At 61.4% G+C, this 17,251-nt stretch carries 14 protein-coding genes and 4 tRNA genes; 15 read left to right on the top strand and 3 right to left on the bottom strand.

Going from position 1 to position 17,251, the window contains the following annotated elements; translation table 11 throughout:
* The first annotated feature begins 3 nt into the window (after positions 1–3).
* The 9 genes from GEOBRER4_RS00525 (at position 4) to GEOBRER4_RS00565 (ending at position 6,583) form a co-directional block, all read left to right on the top strand.
* Positions 4–89, top strand: a tRNA-Ser gene (locus tag GEOBRER4_RS00525).
* A gap of 61 nt (positions 90–150) precedes the next feature.
* Positions 151–243, top strand: a tRNA-Ser gene (locus GEOBRER4_RS00530).
* Between the two features lie 52 nt (positions 244–295).
* Positions 296–775, top strand: coding sequence for a DUF2155 domain-containing protein (locus GEOBRER4_RS00535; RefSeq protein WP_185243787.1), 480 nt, complete (start codon positions 296–298; stop codon positions 773–775).
* An 8-nt stretch (positions 776–783) separates the two neighbouring features.
* Positions 784–860, top strand: a tRNA-Arg gene (locus GEOBRER4_RS00540).
* Between the two features lie 45 nt (positions 861–905).
* Positions 906–982: transfer RNA gene (locus tag GEOBRER4_RS00545), tRNA-Arg, on the top strand.
* Between the two features lie 98 nt (positions 983–1,080).
* Positions 1,081–1,431 carry a hypothetical protein gene (locus GEOBRER4_RS00550; RefSeq protein ID WP_085814375.1) on the top strand — a complete coding sequence of 117 codons (351 nt, stop codon included), beginning with the start codon at positions 1,081–1,083 and terminating at the stop codon, positions 1,429–1,431.
* A 367-nt stretch (positions 1,432–1,798) separates the two neighbouring features.
* Positions 1,799–3,841: a TonB-dependent receptor plug domain-containing protein gene (locus GEOBRER4_RS00555; protein ID WP_185243788.1), complete on the top strand. Its 2,043-nt coding sequence runs from the start codon at positions 1,799–1,801 to the stop codon at positions 3,839–3,841.
* Between the two features lie 70 nt (positions 3,842–3,911).
* On the top strand, positions 3,912–4,427 hold the full coding sequence (locus GEOBRER4_RS00560) for a YfiR family protein (RefSeq protein ID WP_185243789.1): 516 nt from the start codon (positions 3,912–3,914) through the stop codon (positions 4,425–4,427).
* Positions 4,428–4,447: 20 nt separating this feature from the next.
* Positions 4,448–6,583: a putative bifunctional diguanylate cyclase/phosphodiesterase gene (locus GEOBRER4_RS00565; protein ID WP_226377848.1), complete on the top strand. Its 2,136-nt coding sequence runs from the start codon at positions 4,448–4,450 to the stop codon at positions 6,581–6,583.
* A gap of 1 nt (position 6,584) precedes the next feature.
* Here the strand turns inward: GEOBRER4_RS00565 and GEOBRER4_RS00570 are convergent, their stop codons facing one another.
* Positions 6,585–7,526, bottom strand: coding sequence for an HAD-IC family P-type ATPase (locus GEOBRER4_RS00570; RefSeq protein ID WP_226377849.1), 942 nt, complete (start codon positions 7,524–7,526; stop codon positions 6,585–6,587).
* 140 nt (positions 7,527–7,666) lie between these two features.
* On the opposite strand from GEOBRER4_RS00570, the gene GEOBRER4_RS00575 reads away from it, so the two are divergent.
* Positions 7,667–8,551, top strand: coding sequence for an ADP-polyphosphate phosphotransferase (locus tag GEOBRER4_RS00575; RefSeq protein ID WP_185243791.1), 885 nt, complete (start codon positions 7,667–7,669; stop codon positions 8,549–8,551).
* A 48-nt stretch (positions 8,552–8,599) separates the two neighbouring features.
* On the opposite strand, the gene GEOBRER4_RS00580 is transcribed toward GEOBRER4_RS00575, so the two are convergent.
* Both GEOBRER4_RS00580 and ligD read right to left on the bottom strand, forming a co-directional pair.
* Positions 8,600–8,776 carry a DUF1328 family protein gene (locus GEOBRER4_RS00580; protein WP_012528566.1) on the bottom strand — a complete coding sequence of 59 codons (177 nt, stop codon included), beginning with the start codon at positions 8,774–8,776 and terminating at the stop codon, positions 8,600–8,602.
* Positions 8,777–8,921: 145 nt separating this feature from the next.
* Positions 8,922–11,522, bottom strand: coding sequence for a DNA ligase D (ligD, locus tag GEOBRER4_RS00585; protein WP_185243792.1), 2,601 nt, complete (start codon positions 11,520–11,522; stop codon positions 8,922–8,924).
* 220 nt (positions 11,523–11,742) lie between these two features.
* On the opposite strand from ligD, the gene GEOBRER4_RS00590 reads away from it, so the two are divergent.
* From GEOBRER4_RS00590 to GEOBRER4_RS00610, 5 genes are all read left to right on the top strand, one after another.
* The gene (locus tag GEOBRER4_RS00590) at positions 11,743–11,922 is read left to right on the top strand and encodes an SAP domain-containing protein (RefSeq protein ID WP_185243793.1); all 180 of its coding nucleotides are present in this window, start codon (positions 11,743–11,745) and stop codon (positions 11,920–11,922) included.
* A 67-nt stretch (positions 11,923–11,989) separates the two neighbouring features.
* Positions 11,990–12,172, top strand: a complete 183-nt coding sequence (locus GEOBRER4_RS00595; RefSeq protein WP_085814356.1) for a hypothetical protein — start codon at positions 11,990–11,992, stop codon at positions 12,170–12,172.
* A gap of 66 nt (positions 12,173–12,238) precedes the next feature.
* Positions 12,239–12,676: a ferritin-like domain-containing protein gene (locus GEOBRER4_RS00600; protein WP_185243794.1), complete on the top strand. Its 438-nt coding sequence runs from the start codon at positions 12,239–12,241 to the stop codon at positions 12,674–12,676.
* 255 nt (positions 12,677–12,931) lie between these two features.
* Positions 12,932–14,821, top strand: a complete 1,890-nt coding sequence (gene treZ / locus GEOBRER4_RS00605; protein ID WP_185243795.1) for a malto-oligosyltrehalose trehalohydrolase — start codon at positions 12,932–12,934, stop codon at positions 14,819–14,821.
* Positions 14,808–17,246 carry a DUF3536 domain-containing protein gene (locus GEOBRER4_RS00610; protein WP_185243796.1) on the top strand — a complete coding sequence of 813 codons (2,439 nt, stop codon included), beginning with the start codon at positions 14,808–14,810 and terminating at the stop codon, positions 17,244–17,246. The genes treZ and GEOBRER4_RS00610 overlap by 14 nt, the downstream gene beginning before the upstream one ends.
* The last annotated feature ends 5 nt before the right edge of the window (positions 17,247–17,251 follow it).

The following is a 17,251-nucleotide window of genomic DNA, read 5'->3' on the forward strand; positions in this document are numbered from 1 at the left end:
TTTGGAGGAATGGCCGAGTGGTTGAAGGCGGCGGTCTTGAAAACCGTTGAACGAAAGTTCCGTGGGTTCGAATCCTACTTCCTCCGCCATCGCTTTTGCAGTAAGTCAAATGTAGTCATAGCGGCAAAAAAAGCAGTAGTAGTTTGAAACGGAGAGCTGGCCGAGTAGGTCGAAGGCGCACGCCTGCTAAGCGTGTATACTGGGAAACCGGTATCGAGGGTTCGAATCCCTCGCTCTCCGCCATTTTTTTGCAGCAGGCAGCAAGGCAGTCGCAGCAAAAAACCCGGAGGTCTTGGTGAAGCGATTGATGAAACTGCTGGTTTTGTCATCTCTAGTCGCTATTGTTCTCACAACGGGTTGCAACGAGAAGCAGAAACAAGAGCCGGCAGCGTCTTTGCCCCAACCGGCAAAGGCTCCTACTGTAGTCGTTGTCCCCGAGGATGTCAGACGGAAATGGAAGGCGGTGCAAATAGCCGTCTCCGACAAGCATCAAAACCAGCGGCAGGTGTACACCCTAAAGGTGGGAAGCGAATTGAAGCTCCCCGGGTCGAACCTGACGCTCAGAGTGGAAAATTTCCTGCCGCATTTCGTGATGGAGGGGACCACCCTCACTTCCCAGTCCAACGAACTGGTGAATCCGGCGGCGCAGATCGTGATCCGCGAGGACGCGAAGGAAATTTACAAGGGCTGGCTCTTCTCGCTTTACCCCACCACGCATGCGTTCCAGCATCCGTTTTATGGCTTCACACTGGTCGATTACCTGACGTCCAGTTGACATAGTTTGCGCTCGTAGCTCAGCTGGATAGAGCAACGGACTACGAATCCGTAGGTCGGGAGTTCGAATCTCTCCGAGCGCGCCATTTAAAACCGAGGGGTCCCAGGGCCCCTTACCAGATCTTTAGTTTGCGCCCGTAGCTCAGCTGGATAGAGCACAAGACTACGAATCTTGGGGCCGGGCGTTCGAATCGCTCCGGGCGCGCCATTTACTCGAAAGGGACTACAGCGGTTGCTGTGAGTCCCTTTTTCTTTATGCTTTGACGGTGCAGCAAGGGACCGTGAAGAAAAAAGGAGGAAAGTAAAATGAACGTGTCGGTTATCTACAAGGCCAATGTCACAGACGAAGTGCTCGACGCCCTGGCGGGGAGCCTCCCTGCCATCATTTCCGAGCTTCTGGAGGTGCGCGGCGCGAAGATCGCCATCCTGAAGCCCGAGCAGATCTCGCTGCAGTTCTCGCTGGCGAACACCCGCGACGTCGGCGCGGACCTGAGGATCATCGTCCTGGCACGCAGCGTAGGGCCCAGGACCTCGGCCGAGAACAAGCTGGCGACCGCCATCCTGGACAAGGTGCTTCCCCTGGCGGGAGAGAAGTTCTCCGTTGCCGTCCGCCTCTACCTGACCGAGATCGGGGCCGCCGAGTACACCCCCGCCTAAAGTAGAAGCTGTTCTTCTCATGGAAAGTAAAAGGCCACCCGGTTCAATTGGGTGGCCTTTTCTGTCACCGGTTCCCGGTTCGGGATGCATTCCTGCCGAAAATTCCCTTTCACTGAAAATCCCCCTAATTCACAACCGGAATTTGCCGAAAAGTTCCTCGTGATCTGCGACCTGTCACAGCTGCAGGCACAACACGGCGGAACTGATAATTTGTCATTGCCAATACTGCCTGACGAAATGTTGCAATCAGCAAGTGAACAATTGACAAATCGGCGTCTAACTAAGATAGTGAGCGCCTCTTTGAGATTGAATCTTTTGAGTTTGCGGCGGGTAGCCACCGGAAATCGGTTCCGCCAGGAGGACATGGATGCGTAAATGCATCTCCCACCTAGTCACGGGTGTCTTTCTTCTTGCCACGCTGGGCGCGCCCTTTGCCTACGCGCAGGAGGAGGGGGGGGAATCTCCCGCTCCTGACCTGGGTGAAATGGATCTGGAACAGCTGACCAGCCTCAAGGTCGAGAAGGTGTACGGGGTCTCGAAATTCGAACAGGTGGTGACGGAGGCGCCCGCCTCGGTCTCCGTGATCACCGCCGACGAGATCAGGCACTACGGGTGGCGCACCCTGGCCGATGTCCTGAGGTCGAGCCGCGGCTTCTTCACCAGCTATGACCGCAATTACAGCTACATAGGGATGCGCGGCTTCAACCGTCCGGGGGACTACAACACACGCGTGCTCCTTTTGGTCGACGGGCACCGGATCAACGACGTCATCTACGAGACGGCCGCCATCGGGACCGAGTTCATACTCGACCTGGCGCTCATCGACAGGATCGAGATCATCCGCGGGCCGAGCTCCTCGCTCTACGGGGCGGGGGCGTTCTTCGGCGTCATCAACGTCATCACCCGCAGCGCGCGGCAGATCGAGGGGGCGGAGGTCGCCGCTTCCGCGGGGAGCCAGCACACCGGGGCAGGGCGCCTGACCTACGGGAAGAGCTTCGACGGCGGAGAGTTCGTGGCCTCCGGATCGACCTACAAAAGCCGCGGCAACGCCTCGCTCTTCTACCCTCAGTTCGACGACCCCGCGACCAACAATGGCATCGCGAGCGACATGGACCGGGACCGGAACTATTCCCTCTTCGCTTCCGGGCGCCTGCAGGATTTCACCCTGACCGGCGCGCTCGTCTCCCGCGACAAGCGCGTCCCCACCGCCTCGTTCGACACCATCTTCAACGATCCCCGGACCCATTCCATCGACCGGCGCGGCTATCTGGACCTCAGGTACGACAAGGCGCTGGAAGGGACCGGCGTCACCGCCCGGGTCTTCTACGACGAGTACCGCTTCAAGGGGGATTTCGCCTACGAAAAAGGCCCGGACGATCCCGGCTTTTATCCGGCGAGCTACGTGAACCGGGACGACCACCTGGCACGCTGGTGGGGGGCGGAGGTCCAGGCGAGCCGCCAGATACTGCCGCGCCTGCAGCTCACCGCCGGCACCAGTTTCCGGGACAGCTTCCAAAAGCTCCCGAACTACGACGCTGTGCCCCAGGGTCGCCGCCTGGATAACAACCGCAGCGACCTTTTCTGGGGGGTGTTCGGGCAGGGGGAGCTGCGCCTGTTCGAACAGCTCATCGTCAACGTGGGGCTGCGCCACGACAACTACCAGACCTTCGGCGGCGTGACGAGCCCGCGGGTTGCGGTCATCTACACACCTGTCGAGGGGAGCGTCTTCAAGTACATTCAGGGCAAGGCCTTCCGTGCCCCCAACGCCTATGAGCTCCGCTACAACGACGTCTTCGATTCCAACGCCGCCAACCCGGGGCTTAGGCCCGAGACGGTAAGGACCTCCGAGCTGATCTACGAGCAGTACCTCGGGGACGTGCTGCGCACAAGCCTCAGCCTGTTCCAGAACAAGATCGACAACCTGATCAGCTACCAGGATCTCCCTTCAGGGCAGGTCTCCTTCGGAAACGCCGACCGGGTGAAGGCGACCGGAGGGGAATTCGAGGTGGAGGGGCAGTGGAGCAGCGGCTACGCGGCGAGGACCAGCTACAGCTTCGTCTCGGCCCGCGACGAGGGGAAGGACCAGCGGCTGGACTACTCGCCGCGGCACCTGGCCAAGCTGAACCTGACCGCGCCCCTGTACCGCAAGGAGCTGTTCGCCGGGCTCGAGCTGCAGGGAACGGCCCGCCGGGAGTTTTCCCACGAAGGGGTCCAGGCCGTGGCGCCGGGGTATCTTATCGCCAACGCCACCTTGTTCTCCACCGGCTTCGTCCCCTGGCTGGACGCCTCTCTTTCCATCTACAACCTCTTCGACCGGCGCTACGACGACCCGGCCACCACCGATCACAGGCAGAGCGTGATCGCGCAGGACGGCAGGACCTTCAGGGTTCAGGCCACCTGCCGCTTCTAAGAGGAGAAGAGCCCTGTTTCCATACCGACATCTCATACCGGCGGCCGCCGGACTGCGCTTATTCCTGGTAATGCTCTCGCTTCTGCTGGTCGTCTCGCTCGAAACTAGGGCCGAGGGGGCCCAGGAGTACCAGGTGAAGGCGGCCATGGTTGTCAACATGGCAAAGTACGTCGAGTGGCCGGCGGAATCCTTCCCCCGCACTGGCGCTCCGCTGCAACTCTGCAGCATGGGGCGCGGACCCTTCACTCAGGCCCTGGAGCAGTACGAGGGTAAGACGGTGCTGGGGCACCCGCTGTCGCTGCGTGGGGTGGCGCCTGGAGATGACCTCTCCGAGTGTCACGTTCTGGTCTTGAGCGGGGTAGAGAAGAGGTACGTCGCCGGGGTCCTGGAGCAGGTGCGCCGGCGAGGCGTCCTGACGGTGAGCGACATCCCGGACTTCGCCCGCTTCGGCGGGATCATCGGCTTGGTGGAAAACGAAGGAAGGGTGCGCTTCGAGATCAACCTGAAAGCGGCCCAGCAGTCCAGGGTCAGGATCAGTTCGCAACTGCTGAAGCTCGCCCGCGTGATAAGAGAGGGTGACCAATGAGCCGCCGGGGATTTTGTTTCGTGAAGAACCTGCCGCTGCAGCGCAAGCTGATGCTGATCATCATGCTCAGCTGCTGCGGCACCTTGCTGGCGGCGTCCGTTTTCTTCCTCGCCAGGGAGGCCAAGGGGTTGTACCGCGCGCAGCGTGAAGACCTGGTCTCGCTGGCGGAGATCATCGGCGCCAACACAGCCTCGGCGCTCGTCTTCGACGACCCGGAGTCCGCGCAGCGCACCATCACTCCCCTTGCGGCCAAACGCTCCATCCTGGCCGTCTACGTCCTGACCGGCGAGGGGCAGATCTTCGCGCGCCACGTGGCGCCGGAGGCGGGGAACGCGGAACTCCCGCTGGAGCGCCTGGGTCCCTCCGCCACGCCGGACGCCGTGCTCGCGGCCGTGGAACAGATAAGAAGAGGCTCCCAGGGGAGCTCGCTTTTCTCCGGATTCGACTGTCTGGTGCAGCCGGTCTATTTCGACTATGAGCGCGTTGGGACCGTCGTCATCCATGCCGACACCGCCGAGTTCCAGAAGAACCTGCGCTGGACCGTGATGGTGACCCTGTTGTTCATGCTGGCTACTGTCATCGCGGCCTATTTCTTCTCCGCGAGGCTGCAGCGGATGATCTCCGGGCCGCTTTTGGACCTTCTCTCCTCCATGAAGGACGTCTCGGCCAGCAAGAATTTCGCCATCCGCGTGGCGAAGCCCTCCGACGACGAGATCGGGCTTCTCTACGACGGCTTCAACGAGATGCTCTCCGAGATCGAGGAGCGCAACCAGATCCTAAGGCAGCGCCAGGCGCACCTGCAGCAGCTGGCCCACTACGATCCCCTCACCCGGCTCCCCAACCGGACCCTGTTCTACGACCGGCTGGCCCAGGCCCTGTACCAGGCCGAGCGGAGCAGGCAGGTGCTGAGCGTGATCTTCATCGACCTGGACCACTTCAAGGACATCAACGACACCCTCGGGCACCGCACCGGGGACCTGTTGCTGATCGACGTGGCGAGCCGCCTTTCGTCCGTGGTGCGCAGTTGCGACACCGTGGCCAGGCTTGGGGGGGACGAGTTCACCATCTTCACCCAGAATGTCATGAACGCAGACAACGCGGCCATCGTCGCGGGAAAACTGAACGCGCTCTTCGCCAAGCCCTTCCAGCTGGGCGAAAGCGAGATCTACGTCACGGCGAGCATCGGGGTGACCCTGTTCCCGCACGACGGCAAGACGGTGGACGAACTGCTGATGAATGCCGACATCGCCATGTACCACGCGAAAGCCTGCGGCAAGAACGTCTACAAGCTCTTCGACAAGAAGATGAACGAGCACGCCAACGAGAGGGTGACGCTTTTGTCGGACCTGAGGCTTGCGCTGGAGCGCGAGGAATTCGTGCTCCACTACCAGCCCAAGGTGGACCTCCTAACGGGAAACGTCACCTCGGTGGAGGCCCTGGTGCGCTGGATGCACCCGAGGCTTGGGATGCTGGCGCCGGACAAGTTCATCCGGCTGAGCGAGGAGAGCGGGCTCATCGCGGATTTGACCGACTGGGTCCTGCGTACCGCCTGCACCCAGGCCAAGAAGTGGCAGGAGCAAAACCTGGGCTCGGTGCGGGTGGCGGTCAACCTCTCTCCCTACCACTTCCAGCGCCAGGACGTGAAGGAGGCGATTTTCTCGGTGCTGGACGCGACCGGGCTCGAACCTGCGCTCCTCGAGATCGAGATCACGGAATCGGCGCTGATGCAAAACGACGAGTACACCTGCGAGCTTTTGCGGGAGCTGAGGGGACTGGGTATGACCATCTCGGTGGACGATTTCGGTACCGGCTACTCCTCGCTTAGCTACCTGCACCGGTTCCCCATCAACACGCTGAAGATAGACCGGACCTTCATCCTGAACATGATGAAGAGCTCCGAGGACCAGGCGATCGTGACCGCCATCATCGCCATGGCCAAGAGCCTGAACATGCAGATCGTCGCGGAGGGGGTGGAGACGGTGGACCAACTGGAGAAGCTCAAGGATCAGGGTTGCCACGAGATCCAGGGGTTCCTGGTGTCGCGCCCGGTGACGGCGGAAACCGTCGAGCAGTTCTTCACGCCGGAAAACCACCTGCATCAGCACGGCAACGCTACCGCGGGGGGTGGAGCGGCAGCGCCGGGGGCACCTTCTTAGGCTAGGCCGGCCCGGTTTCCCCTTCTTCGGGGGACGGGAGTGACGGGTCGGGAAAGGCCCCTATGCGCAGCGAATTCCCCAGCACGGTGAGGCTGGAGACCGCCATGGCGACGGCTGCCAGAAGCGGGTGGAGCAGGCCCGCAGCCGCGGCCGCGAGCGCTACCGCGTTGTAGGCGAAGCTCAAGGCGAGGTTCGCGCGGATGATCTTCCCGGCGCGCCGGCTGAGCTCGATGAGCCAGGGGATCTGCGACAGCCGCCCCGAGAGGATCACCACGTTTCCCGCCATCCGGGCCAGTTCCATCCCGGTCCCCAGCGCCATTCCGGTATGGGCCGCGGCGAGGGCGGGCGCGTCGTTCACCCCGTCCCCCACCATGGCTACCTTCTTCCCCCGGGCGATGGCGCCGGCGATGAACTCCAGTTTGCGGGCGGGCGCGCAGGGCGCCTCAACCCGGTGCATCTTAAGCCTCCTTGCCGCGGCCTGCGCGGAGGAAAGCCGGTCCCCCGACAGGAGCACGCTCGACAGCCCCATACGGTGCAGCGCGTCCAGAGACGATGCGGCATCGCCGCGGAGCGCGTCGGCGAAATGAAGTTTTCCCCGCAACCTCCCGTCCCAGCCGACGTAGACCACCGCACCCTCTCCCCCCGGATCCTCACCCCCCTCATGCTCACCGGCGAATGCGGCGTTTCCCGCCCGCACCTTGGCGGCGGCACCTTTCCAGGTCACCGTGCCGCTGATGCCGCTCCCAAGCCGAACCTCGACCTGCGCCGCCCTCCCCGGCGCCACCCGGCAGGCGGCCGCAGCTGAAATCACCGCTTGCGCCAGCGGGTGCTCGCTGGCACTTTCCAGGGCAGCGAGCCTCCCCAGCATTTCGACGCGGGTGGTGAGAGGATCCAGAAGCTCGACCTCGGTTAGTTCCGGGACCCCGGCGGTCAGCGGCTTCAATGAGAGGCCGGGCGAAAAAACATTAAGATTGTTTAACAGGCTAAGCGTACTTGTCAAGACAGAGACTAGAAGGTCGACTTGCGTTGACGGAGGCTCAAATTGCGTTAGCCTGAAACTCTGTCAGTCAAAAGGAGGCGGCAATGAAGATAGACGTGGAGCAGTTTTTGGTTAAGGCCAAGGAGAAGGTGTCACTGAAGAAGCGCCCCACCGATGTCCCCCCCTTTTACCACTCGAAGGAACAGTACCAGGAATGTCTCACCGAGCAGATCGAGAGGTTGAGCGCCCTTCAGGGGCTGCTCTATGCCAATAACAGCTACGCGGTGCTGTTGATCTTCCAGGCGATGGATGCCGCCGGGAAGGACGGAGTAATAAAGCACGTGCTTTCCGGGATTAACCCGCAGGGGTGCGAGGTCTATTCCTTCAAGCATCCAAGCGCCGAAGAGCTGGACCACGATTTCCTGTGGCGCAGCGTGCGGCGGCTCCCGGAACGGGGACGCATCGGGATCTTCAACCGTTCCTACTACGAGGAGGTGCTGATAGTGCGGGTGCACCCGGAGATCCTTGCAGGCGAGGGGCTCCCGGGGCAGCTGGTCAACGGCCATGTCTGGCGGGACCGGTTCGAGTCGATGGTCAACCTGGAGGAGCACCTGCACAGAAACGGTACCCGCATCGTCAAGTTCTTCCTGCACCTCTCCAAGGAGGAGCAGCGCAAGCGTTTCCTGGAGCGGATCGACAACCCGGAGAAGAACTGGAAGTTCGACAAGGCGGACGTGGAGGAGCGGAAGCTCTGGAAGCAGTACATGGAGGCGTACCAGGAATGCCTGGGGGCGACCAGCCGCAAAAACGCCCCCTGGTACATCGTCCCGGCCGACGACAAGAAGAACGCGCGCTTGATCGTCGCCCAAGTACTTTTGAACCTCTTGGAGGAGTTGAAGATGGAGTATCCCGAGACCACCGAGGAGCGACGCAAGGAACTGCAGGAGATACGGAAGGAACTGGCAAAGCCGGAGAAGGAGCAGACATGAAAAAGGCGGCTTGCGCCGCCTGATTCGATAGTTGCATGGCAACTGTATCTATCGTGTGATGTTCCGGCCCGCGAGAAGAGCCGATACCAGCATGACGACTGCGACCACCAGGAACAGGTAGAACAGGATCTTGGCTATCCCGGCCGCTGCTGTGGCGATACCGCCGAATCCGAATACCGCGGCGATAATGGCGATAATGAAGAAAATGAGGGCCCAACGTAACATGACATCTCACCTCCCTGCACTTTCATTAACTTCCTTAAACAAAGTATAGCATGGGCCAAAAAGGGTTTAAAAGCTTGTAATTTTCCAATTTTTGAAGGTTGGAAAGAGACAGGTGGCGGGCACATGAGCGCTGGAGCCCGGCAAACTAACCATTTTGCAGCCGGTCCAGGCAGCGCTCAATGTCGATGCCGGGACCGAGAACGCCCTGGAACAGGTCGCCGACCCGCTCCAGCCGCTCTCCGATGCTCCTGATGGTGAACTGGCGCGGGTCCAGGCCCGGCTTCACCTCCTCCCACTTAAGCGGCGTTGAGACGGTGGCCCCGGGGCGGGGGCGGATGCTGTAGGGGGCGGCAAGCGTCTGGCCCGGTTTGTTCTGCAGGAAGTCGAGGTACACCTTTTTCTGGCGCTCTTTCGGGCTGCGCAAGAGGCTGGTGAAGCCGGGGACCTTGTGGTGCGCGAGGGTCGCCACCAGCTTCGCGAAGCCGCCGGCCGTTTCGTAGTCGTAGCGGGCTCCCAGGGGGACGTAGATGTGGATGCCGGTGGCCCCGGAGGTCTTCGGGAAGCTTTCCGCCCCCGCGCTCTCCAGTACCTCGCGCACGGCGATGGCTGTCTCGACCACCTTCTCGAAGGGGATGTCCTCGGGGTCCAGGTCGATCACCAGGTAATCCGGGTAATCGAGCTGCTGCAGCCGCGACAGCCAGGGGTTGATCTCGATGCAGCCAAGGTTGGCCATGTAGACGAGCGTCGCTTCGTCCTGGCAGACCAGGAACCTGATGTTCTTGTCCACGTGCTTGGAGTAGATCTCCTTCGCCGTGATCCAAGGGGGTAGCAGGTCGCCGGCCTCCTTCTGGTAGAACCCTCCCTCAGTGATGCCGTGCGGGGTGCGGTACATCGACTCCGGGCGGTCCGCCAGGTAGGGGAGTATCACCGGCGCCATCTTGCGGTAGTAGTCGACGACGTCCCCCTTGGTGTACCCCTCCTCCGGCCAGAAGACCTTGTCCAGGTTGGTCAGGGTGAGCTTCTGCCCGTCGATGACGACGCTCTCCTCACCTTTTTTCGTGCCCCCTTTTTTCGAGGAAGTCTCAGCTGCAGCGGTCTTCTCTGCAGCCGGCTCGCCAGCATCCGCATCAAGGTCCGTGCTTTGCTCATGGCGGGCCTGGGACTGCACCTCGGCTGGAAAGATCTCCCGCACAACCGACCGTGGGTCCTTGTCCTCTCGCAGCCCCAGGAAGATGGGCTGGCGCATGACGTTCTCGTCGGTCCACTCGGCGAACTCGACCTCGCAGACCAAAACCGGCTTGACCCAGGTGACCGGCATGCTCGTCTTAACCTGCTGCCGGAAAGGTGATTCCGGCTGGACGAGCGGCTGCAGCGCGGCGTACATCTCCTTCAACCCGGCTTCGTCGAATCCCCCCCCGGCAAGCCCGATGTAGACCAGCTCTTCGTTTTCGTAGACCCCCAGCACCAGAGAGCCCAGACCTTTCCTGCTCCCCCGGGGCTGGGTGAACCCGCAGATCACAGCCTCCTGTTGCAACCGGATTTTGATCTTCAGCCAGTCGCCGCTTCTTCTCCCCGCGAAATACAGGCTGTCGGCCCTTTTCGCGAGGATCCCCTCCAGGTTGTTCTCGCGGGCGAGCTCGAAGAACTGCTTGCCGTATTCCGTGATATGGTCGCTGAAGCGGACCCAGGGAATTTCGGGAAGCATGGAACGCAGCCTCTCCTTGCGCGCCAGGAGCGGTTCGGCGCGCAGGTCCTTGCCGTCCAGGTAGAGGAGGTCGAAGGCGAAGTAGTAGATGTTTGGCTCGCCGGTGCGCTGGCTGTTCTGCAAGAGCTGGAAGTAGGACCTTCCCTTTTCGTCCAGGGCAACCACCTCGCCGTCGAGAACCGCCGTCACCGGCAGGGAGGCCAGTGAGCTGACGATGGCGGGAAAGCGCTTGTTGAAGGAGAGGTTGTTGCGGGAGTAGAGCTGCACCTGCCCGTTCTCGATCTCGGCGATGGCGCGGTAGCCGTCGAGTTTTATCTCGAAGAGCCAGCCCGGATCGTCGAAGGGCTCGGCCACGGAACCGGCCAGCATCGGGGTGATCCGGTGGGGCATCGGGTCGGGGTCGGGGCCGACAGGTCCGACAGGTTCCGCGGCCTCTGCCGCGGCAGCCGGCGCAAGCCGCGGAATCTGTCCCGCCCTCACCTCTTCGATGCTCAGGTTGCTGACCACGGAACGGTCCTGCAGCGTCACGTCCACGGCCGAAGAGAACTGGTCCTTTTTCTTGATCAAGAGCCAGGTGTTGTCCTTGTCCCCCTTGATGCGCACCAGTGCGTACTCGCCGTTGAGCTTCGTGCCGGAGAGCACGAACTTCAGGTCCCCCTTCCTCAGCCCCTCCCTCAGCTGCCGCTCACCCAGCTCCGGGTCGGCCGCTCCGACTGCCGCATAGGTTCCGGCGTCCCAGATAATCACCTCGCCTGCCCCGTAGTTCCCCTTGGGGATCACCCCCTCGAAGTCGCCGTAGTCGTACGGGTGGTCTTCCACCATCATGGCGAGCCTTTTCACGGACGGGTCCAGCGAGGGGCCCTTGGGGATGGCCCAGCTCTTCAAAACGCCATCCAGCTCAAGCCTGAAGTCGTAATGCAGGTGCGAGGCCGAGTGCTTGTGCACCACGAACCGCAAGGACTTTGCCGACTTTCCAGCTCTGGCCGGCGGCTCGGGTGTCGTGCCCAGATCACGTTTGCGCTGATACTCTTCCAGTCCCATGAGAACCTCCCGTTTTCCAGGTCATGAGTTTATCACAATGACAGATTAGCTATTGCTAATTGACAACGCGTCGACAGCGGCTAGATTGTTAGACGTTGTAAATTCTGGGTCCTTCCCCTTTGACCATCGCGGTCGAGGGGCGCTGGACCGGGTTACGGAACACGGCTCGAAGCCGAATCAAATGAAAGCCCAGAGAGGGCGCAGGAAAGGAGAAAGAAGCATGAAAGTCCAGGAGATTCGGGAGATAGCCCAGATGTTGGCTATCCCCACATCAAAACTGAAGAAAGGCGAATTGATCAGGGTGATACAAAAAACCGAGGGGAATTCTGAGTGCTTCGATTCCGGGCAGTCGGGAAAATGCGGCCAGCGGGAATGCCTGTGGGCAGAGGACTGCAACTGAGGTGACCGCCGCAGCAAAATCCCGACGACGGCAGTGATGACACGAGGTCGATGGAGGAGGCGCCGAGATGGACTTTGACTACACCGAATACGAATACCTTCCCGAGTGCAAGGACGGATGCGGCGCCATCACCGACTGGCTGAACAGCAGGGAAATGGCCCGCGAGGTGGGCGAGAACCACGGCAGGCAGACCGGCCACGAGTGGATCGTGCTGGAGAAGATGAGAGAGGAGCAGCCGCCTAAAAGGTGAATCAACACTCCCGGCGCACGCTGCCCGGGACCAACAGGAACATGACAATCCGGAGGAGGTAACCGAATGAACAGAGACGACATACTCGACCACTTGGAAAAACTGATCCAGCTCGACGTGGATGCCACCCATGCCTACGACCAGGCGATCAGGAACGTGAACGAGGTGGTCATCAAGGACAAGCTGATCCAGTTGCAGGCCGACCACAGAAAGCACATCGACCTCCTCTCTGCGAAAATGCTGGAGTTGGGTGGGACCCCGCCTGAGCTTACCTCCGACTTCAAAGGGTTCCTGATCTCGGGCTTCACCGCCCTGCGCAGCCTCACCGGCTCGAAAGGCGCGCTGGAGGCGATGGAGACCAACGAGCGCCTGACCACCAGCCGCTACGAAGAAGCATCGAAGCTCGACTTCCCGGTGGACATCTCGGCCATAGTCCGCGCCAATTACGCCGACGAACAACGCCACCTCTCCTTCATCCGCGAGGCGATATCGACGCTGAAATAGGTGAAAGGTAATTGACGATGGACAGTTGACAATTGACGATTGACGAAACAGGCAGGTGCTTGGCGCCTGCCTCCAAGGGCCCGGATCAGCGACGATTCCGGGCTCTTTTTGTTAATGAGTGGCATACGGGGTTTTTTTTACTCAAACGCACTGCCGCCATTTACGGGCATTGACAGGAGAAAAGTCTAAAGTATCTTTAATAAATCTTTCCGTTAAGCAATCAAATGTTAAACCAATGCGTGCTGGAGATGTCCTATGGTAGCTGCTGCATGGAAATTCGACTTGGGGGCGACCGTGTTCAAGGAAGGGGGAACCCGCTTCCGTGTCTGGGCGCCAAAGTCGCAATCGGTGAACCTCCTCATCCTGTCCGGCAAGGCGGCCGGAGCGGTACCCATGCAGCAGGAGGAAATGGGCTACTACTCGGTTACCGTGCCGGGGGTGGGCGACGGGGACCGCTATCTCTATCAGCTCGACAACGGCAAGACCTTCCCGGACCCGGTATCCCGCTACCAACCGGACGGGGTGCACGAGCCTTCCCAGGTGGTGGACCCCGATCTCTTCGAGTGGGGGGACGAAGGGTGGGCCGGCATCCCGCTGGAGCAGTACCGGATCTACGAGATCCACGTGGGGACCTTCACCAGGGAAGGGACCTTCCAGGCGGCGATCCCCTTTCTCGATTACCTGGTGGATCTCGGCATTACCGCCGTCGAAATCATGCCGGTATCGCAGTGCCCGGGCAAGCGCAACTGGGGTTACGACGGCGTCTTTCACTTCGCTCCGCAGAACAGCTTCGGCGGGCCGGGCGGGTTGAAAAGGCTGGTGAACGCCTGTCATAAAAAGGGGCTCGCGGTGCTCCTGGACGTGGTCTACAACCACTTCGGTCCCGAAGGGAACTACCTCTGGGATTTCGGCCACTACTTCACCGACAAGTACCGCACCCCCTGGGGACGGGCCATGAACCTGGACGGTGCCTACAGTGACTCGGTGCTCGAGTTCTTCCTGCTGAACGCCGGGTACTGGATCAACGAGTTCCGCTTCGATGGACTGCGGCTGGATGCGGTCGACTGGATCTTCGATCAGACCCCGAAGCCCCTCTTGCAGCGTCTGGCCGAGGAGGTGCACCTGCACAGGAAACGGCTGGGGCGGGAAATCTTCCTTTTCGCCGAGAACGACACCAACGACGCCCGGCTGATCAAGCCGCCGGAGCTCTGCGGTTTCGGCCTCGATGCACAATGGCTGGATAACTTCCACCACGCGTTGCGTACGATGCTCACCAGGGAGACCACAGGCTACTACGAGGACTACGGCCAGTTCGGCCAGATGGTGAAGAGCTTCGAGGAGGCCTTCGTCTTCACCGGCGAATATTCTGCGTACCGCAAGCGCCGCCAGGGGGGATCGGCCAAGGACCGCCCGACCTCGCAGTTCGTGGTCTTCTCGCAGAACCACGACCAGGTGGGGAACAGGAAATGCGGGGACCGGCTGAGCGCAAGCCTCCCGTTGGGACAGCTCCTTCTGGTCGCCGGGGTGGTGATCCTTTCCCCCTACATCCCGCTGCTGTTCATGGGAGAGGAGTACGGAGAGAAGGCCCCCTTCCACTACTTCATCGACCACAGCGACCCGGAACTGATCGAGCTGGTCCGGAAGGGGAAGCACGAGGAACACGCATCCGGCATCTGCGAGGGAGAGATTCCCGACCCGGCGGCGGAGGAGACTTTCCTTGAGTCGAAGATAGATCTCGTCAGCGAAAAGGTGGGGGAGCAGGCGGTCATCCTGGAGTTCTACAAGAAACTCTTCTCCCTGCGCAGCACCCTTCCCGCATTGCAGGTGTTCCAGCGCGAGCAGATGGAGGTCTTTGGGCTCAACCATGAGAGGGTCCTCTGCTTCAGGAGGTGGTCCGGCGAGAACTCAGTCCTTTGCCTGTTCAGCTTCAACAACATGCAGCAAGAGATCTCCCTGCGGCTTACGGAAGGGAAGTGGGAGAAGCTGCTCGACTCGTCATCCCAGCACTGGCGCGGCCCGGGGGACGAATCACCGACGAAGATCGAGGTGACAGGAGAGCCGGGGGATATTCCGGTGTCGATCAACCCATTCAGCGTGGTGGTTTACGCCGCCGACCTGACAGGAGGAGCACATGGAGCAAGCTAACCGGTTCGTCTGCATTCACGGCCATTTCTACCAGCCGCCGCGCGAGAACCCCTGGCTCGAGGCGGTCGAGATCCAGGATTCCGCCTTCCCCTACCATGACTGGAACGAGCGCATCACCGCCGAGTGCTACGCTTCCAACTCGGCGTCTCGTATTCTCGACGGCGACCAGCGGGTCATGGACATCACCAGCAACTACGCCAAGATCAACTTCAACTTCGGCCCCACCGTCCTCTCCTGGATGGAGGCGGCAGCGCCGAAGATCTATCAGGCGATCCTGGAGGCGGACAAGCTGAGCATGCAGTGGCGCTCCGGGCACGGCTCGGCCATCGCCCAGGTCTTCAACCACATGATCATGCCGCTGGCCAACTCCCGTGACAAGCGGACCCAGATCGTCTGGGGGATCAAGGACTTCGAGCAGAGGTTCCAGCGCTTCCCCGAGGGGATGTGGCTCGCCGAGACCGCCGTGGACCTTGAGAGCCTGGATCTCCTGGCGGAGTACGGGATCAAGTACACCATCCTCGCGCCGCACCAGGCGGCGGGGTACCGCGAGCTCGGCGCAGAGGAGTGGACCGAGACCGAGATCGACCCCACCCGCGCCTACCTTTGCAAGCTTCCATCCGGGCGCGAGATCAGCCTCTTCTTCTACGACGGCCCAATCTCCCGCGCCGTCGCCTTCGAAAACCTCCTGGACAGCGGCGAGGCGCTCGCCAACCGGCTGGTCGGAGGTTTCACCGAGGACCGCGACTGGGAGCAGCTGATGCACATCGCCACCGACGGCGAGACCTACGGCCACCACCAGAAGTTCGGCGACATGGCGCTCGCCGCGGCCCTGAACCACATCGAGCAGAACAACCTGGCGCGGCTCACCAATTACGGCGAGTATCTGGAGCTCTGCCCCCCGATCATGGAGGCGAAGATCCACGAGCGCACCTCCTGGAGCTGCGCCCACGGCGTCGAGCGCTGGAACAGCGACTGCGGTTGCTCCGGCGGGGTCCCGGGATGGAACCAGCAATGGCGCCGCCCGCTGCGCGCCTCGCTCGACTGGCTGCGCGACCGCCTGGCCCAGGGGTTCTCGCGCAAAGGGGCCGAGCTCTTCAAGGACCCGTGGCAGGCGCGGGACGCGTACATCGAGGTCATCCTGAACCGGGACATGGAGCGGGCCGAGAGCTTCCTGGCCCAGCATGTGAAGAAGGAGTTGGACGCCGCCGGGAAGATCACCGCGCTTAAGCTTTTGGAGATGCAGCGCCACGCCATGCTGATGTACACGAGCTGCGGCTGGTTCTTTGACGAGCTTTCGGGGCTCGAAACGGTGCAGGTGATCGATTACGCGAGCCGCGCTCTGCAGCTTTCCGACGGGATCGTGGAACAGGGCGTGGAAAAGGCGTTTCTGGACCGCCTCAAGGAGGCGAAGAGCAACATCCCCGCGCACCAGGACGGCCTTTGGATCTACCAGAACTTCGTGCTTTCCATCCGGCTCGACCTGGTGAAGGTCGGCGCCCACTACGCCTTCAGCTCCCTCTACGAGGAGTACGAGGACCATTCCCAGATCTACTGCTACGCCATCGCCAAGGAGGAGTACAGCAAGATCTCCACCCCGGACGCGGTGATCGCCATGGGGCGCATCCACGTCGCCAGCGAGATCACCGAGGAAAACGCCTGCCTCACCTTCTGCGTCATGCGCCTTGGGAGCCACGACTTCAAGGGGGGGGTGATCGAAAGCTGCGACGCGCAGGCGTATGTGGCCATGCGCGAGGAGATGAGCGCCACCTTCGACAAGGGGCTCTACACGGAGCTCGTCACCTTGATGGACAAGCACTTCGGCACCCACAGCTTCTCGCTTTTGAACCTCTTCGCCGACGAGCAGCGCAAGATCATCAACGTCATCATCAACCAGAACATGGAGGAGAGCATCTCCAGTTACCAGGAGATGTTCGAGCGCAGCCGCCCGCTGATGGAGTTCGTCAAGGAGACCCGGGTCCCGGTGCCGCACATCTTCCTGGCCGCGGCCGAGCCCGCTCTGAACCAGGCCCTGAAAAAGGCGATGAGCGAGGAGGAGATCGACGACGAGGCGGTGCACCGCATCATCGGCCAGATCAAGAAGTGGCAGGTGGGTATAGACGGCGGGGACACCGAGTATTTCATGCGGCGGCACATGGAGGTGATGTCGGCGCAACTTATGGAGACTCCGGAGGACGTGAAGCTCATGGGGAGGATGCTGAAGTACATGAACCTCCTGAACGAGATCCCCATCAACCTGGTGCTCTGGCAGATGCAAAACGACTACTACATCCTGGCCAAGAGCGTCTACTCCGACTACGCCGCAAAGGCGGCCAAGGAGGAGGGGGCGGGCGCCTGGATCGAGGCGTTCCAGAAGCTCGGCGAAACTTTCCGCTTCAATCTCGGCGCGGTGCTGCCGCAGGGGTAGCCAGG

The organism is Citrifermentans bremense, assembly GCF_014218275.1.
Taxonomy (GTDB): Bacteria; Desulfobacterota; Desulfuromonadia; order Geobacterales; family Geobacteraceae; genus Geomonas; species Geomonas pelophila.

Bases quoted from the DNA above. Each gene is read 5' to 3' on its own strand.
- GEOBRER4_RS00550 (WP_085814375.1), top strand. From the start codon at position 1,081: ATGAACGTGTCGGTTATCTACAAGGCCAATGTCACAGACGAAGTGCTC.
- GEOBRER4_RS00555 (WP_185243788.1), top strand. From the start codon at position 1,799: ATGCGTAAATGCATCTCCCACCTAGTCACGGGTGTCTTTCTTCTTGCC.
- GEOBRER4_RS00560 (WP_185243789.1), top strand. From the start codon at position 3,912: ATGCTCTCGCTTCTGCTGGTCGTCTCGCTCGAAACTAGGGCCGAGGGG.
- GEOBRER4_RS00575 (WP_185243791.1), top strand. From the start codon at position 7,667: ATGAAGATAGACGTGGAGCAGTTTTTGGTTAAGGCCAAGGAGAAGGTG.
- GEOBRER4_RS00580 (WP_012528566.1), bottom strand. From the start codon at position 8,776: ATGTTACGTTGGGCCCTCATTTTCTTCATTATCGCCATTATCGCCGCG.
- ligD (WP_185243792.1), bottom strand. From the start codon at position 11,522: ATGGGACTGGAAGAGTATCAGCGCAAACGTGATCTGGGCACGACACCC.
- GEOBRER4_RS00590 (WP_185243793.1), top strand. From the start codon at position 11,743: ATGAAAGTCCAGGAGATTCGGGAGATAGCCCAGATGTTGGCTATCCCC.
- GEOBRER4_RS00595 (WP_085814356.1), top strand. From the start codon at position 11,990: ATGGACTTTGACTACACCGAATACGAATACCTTCCCGAGTGCAAGGAC.
- GEOBRER4_RS00600 (WP_185243794.1), top strand. From the start codon at position 12,239: ATGAACAGAGACGACATACTCGACCACTTGGAAAAACTGATCCAGCTC.
- treZ (WP_185243795.1), top strand. From the start codon at position 12,932: ATGGTAGCTGCTGCATGGAAATTCGACTTGGGGGCGACCGTGTTCAAG.
- GEOBRER4_RS00610 (WP_185243796.1), top strand. From the start codon at position 14,808: ATGGAGCAAGCTAACCGGTTCGTCTGCATTCACGGCCATTTCTACCAG.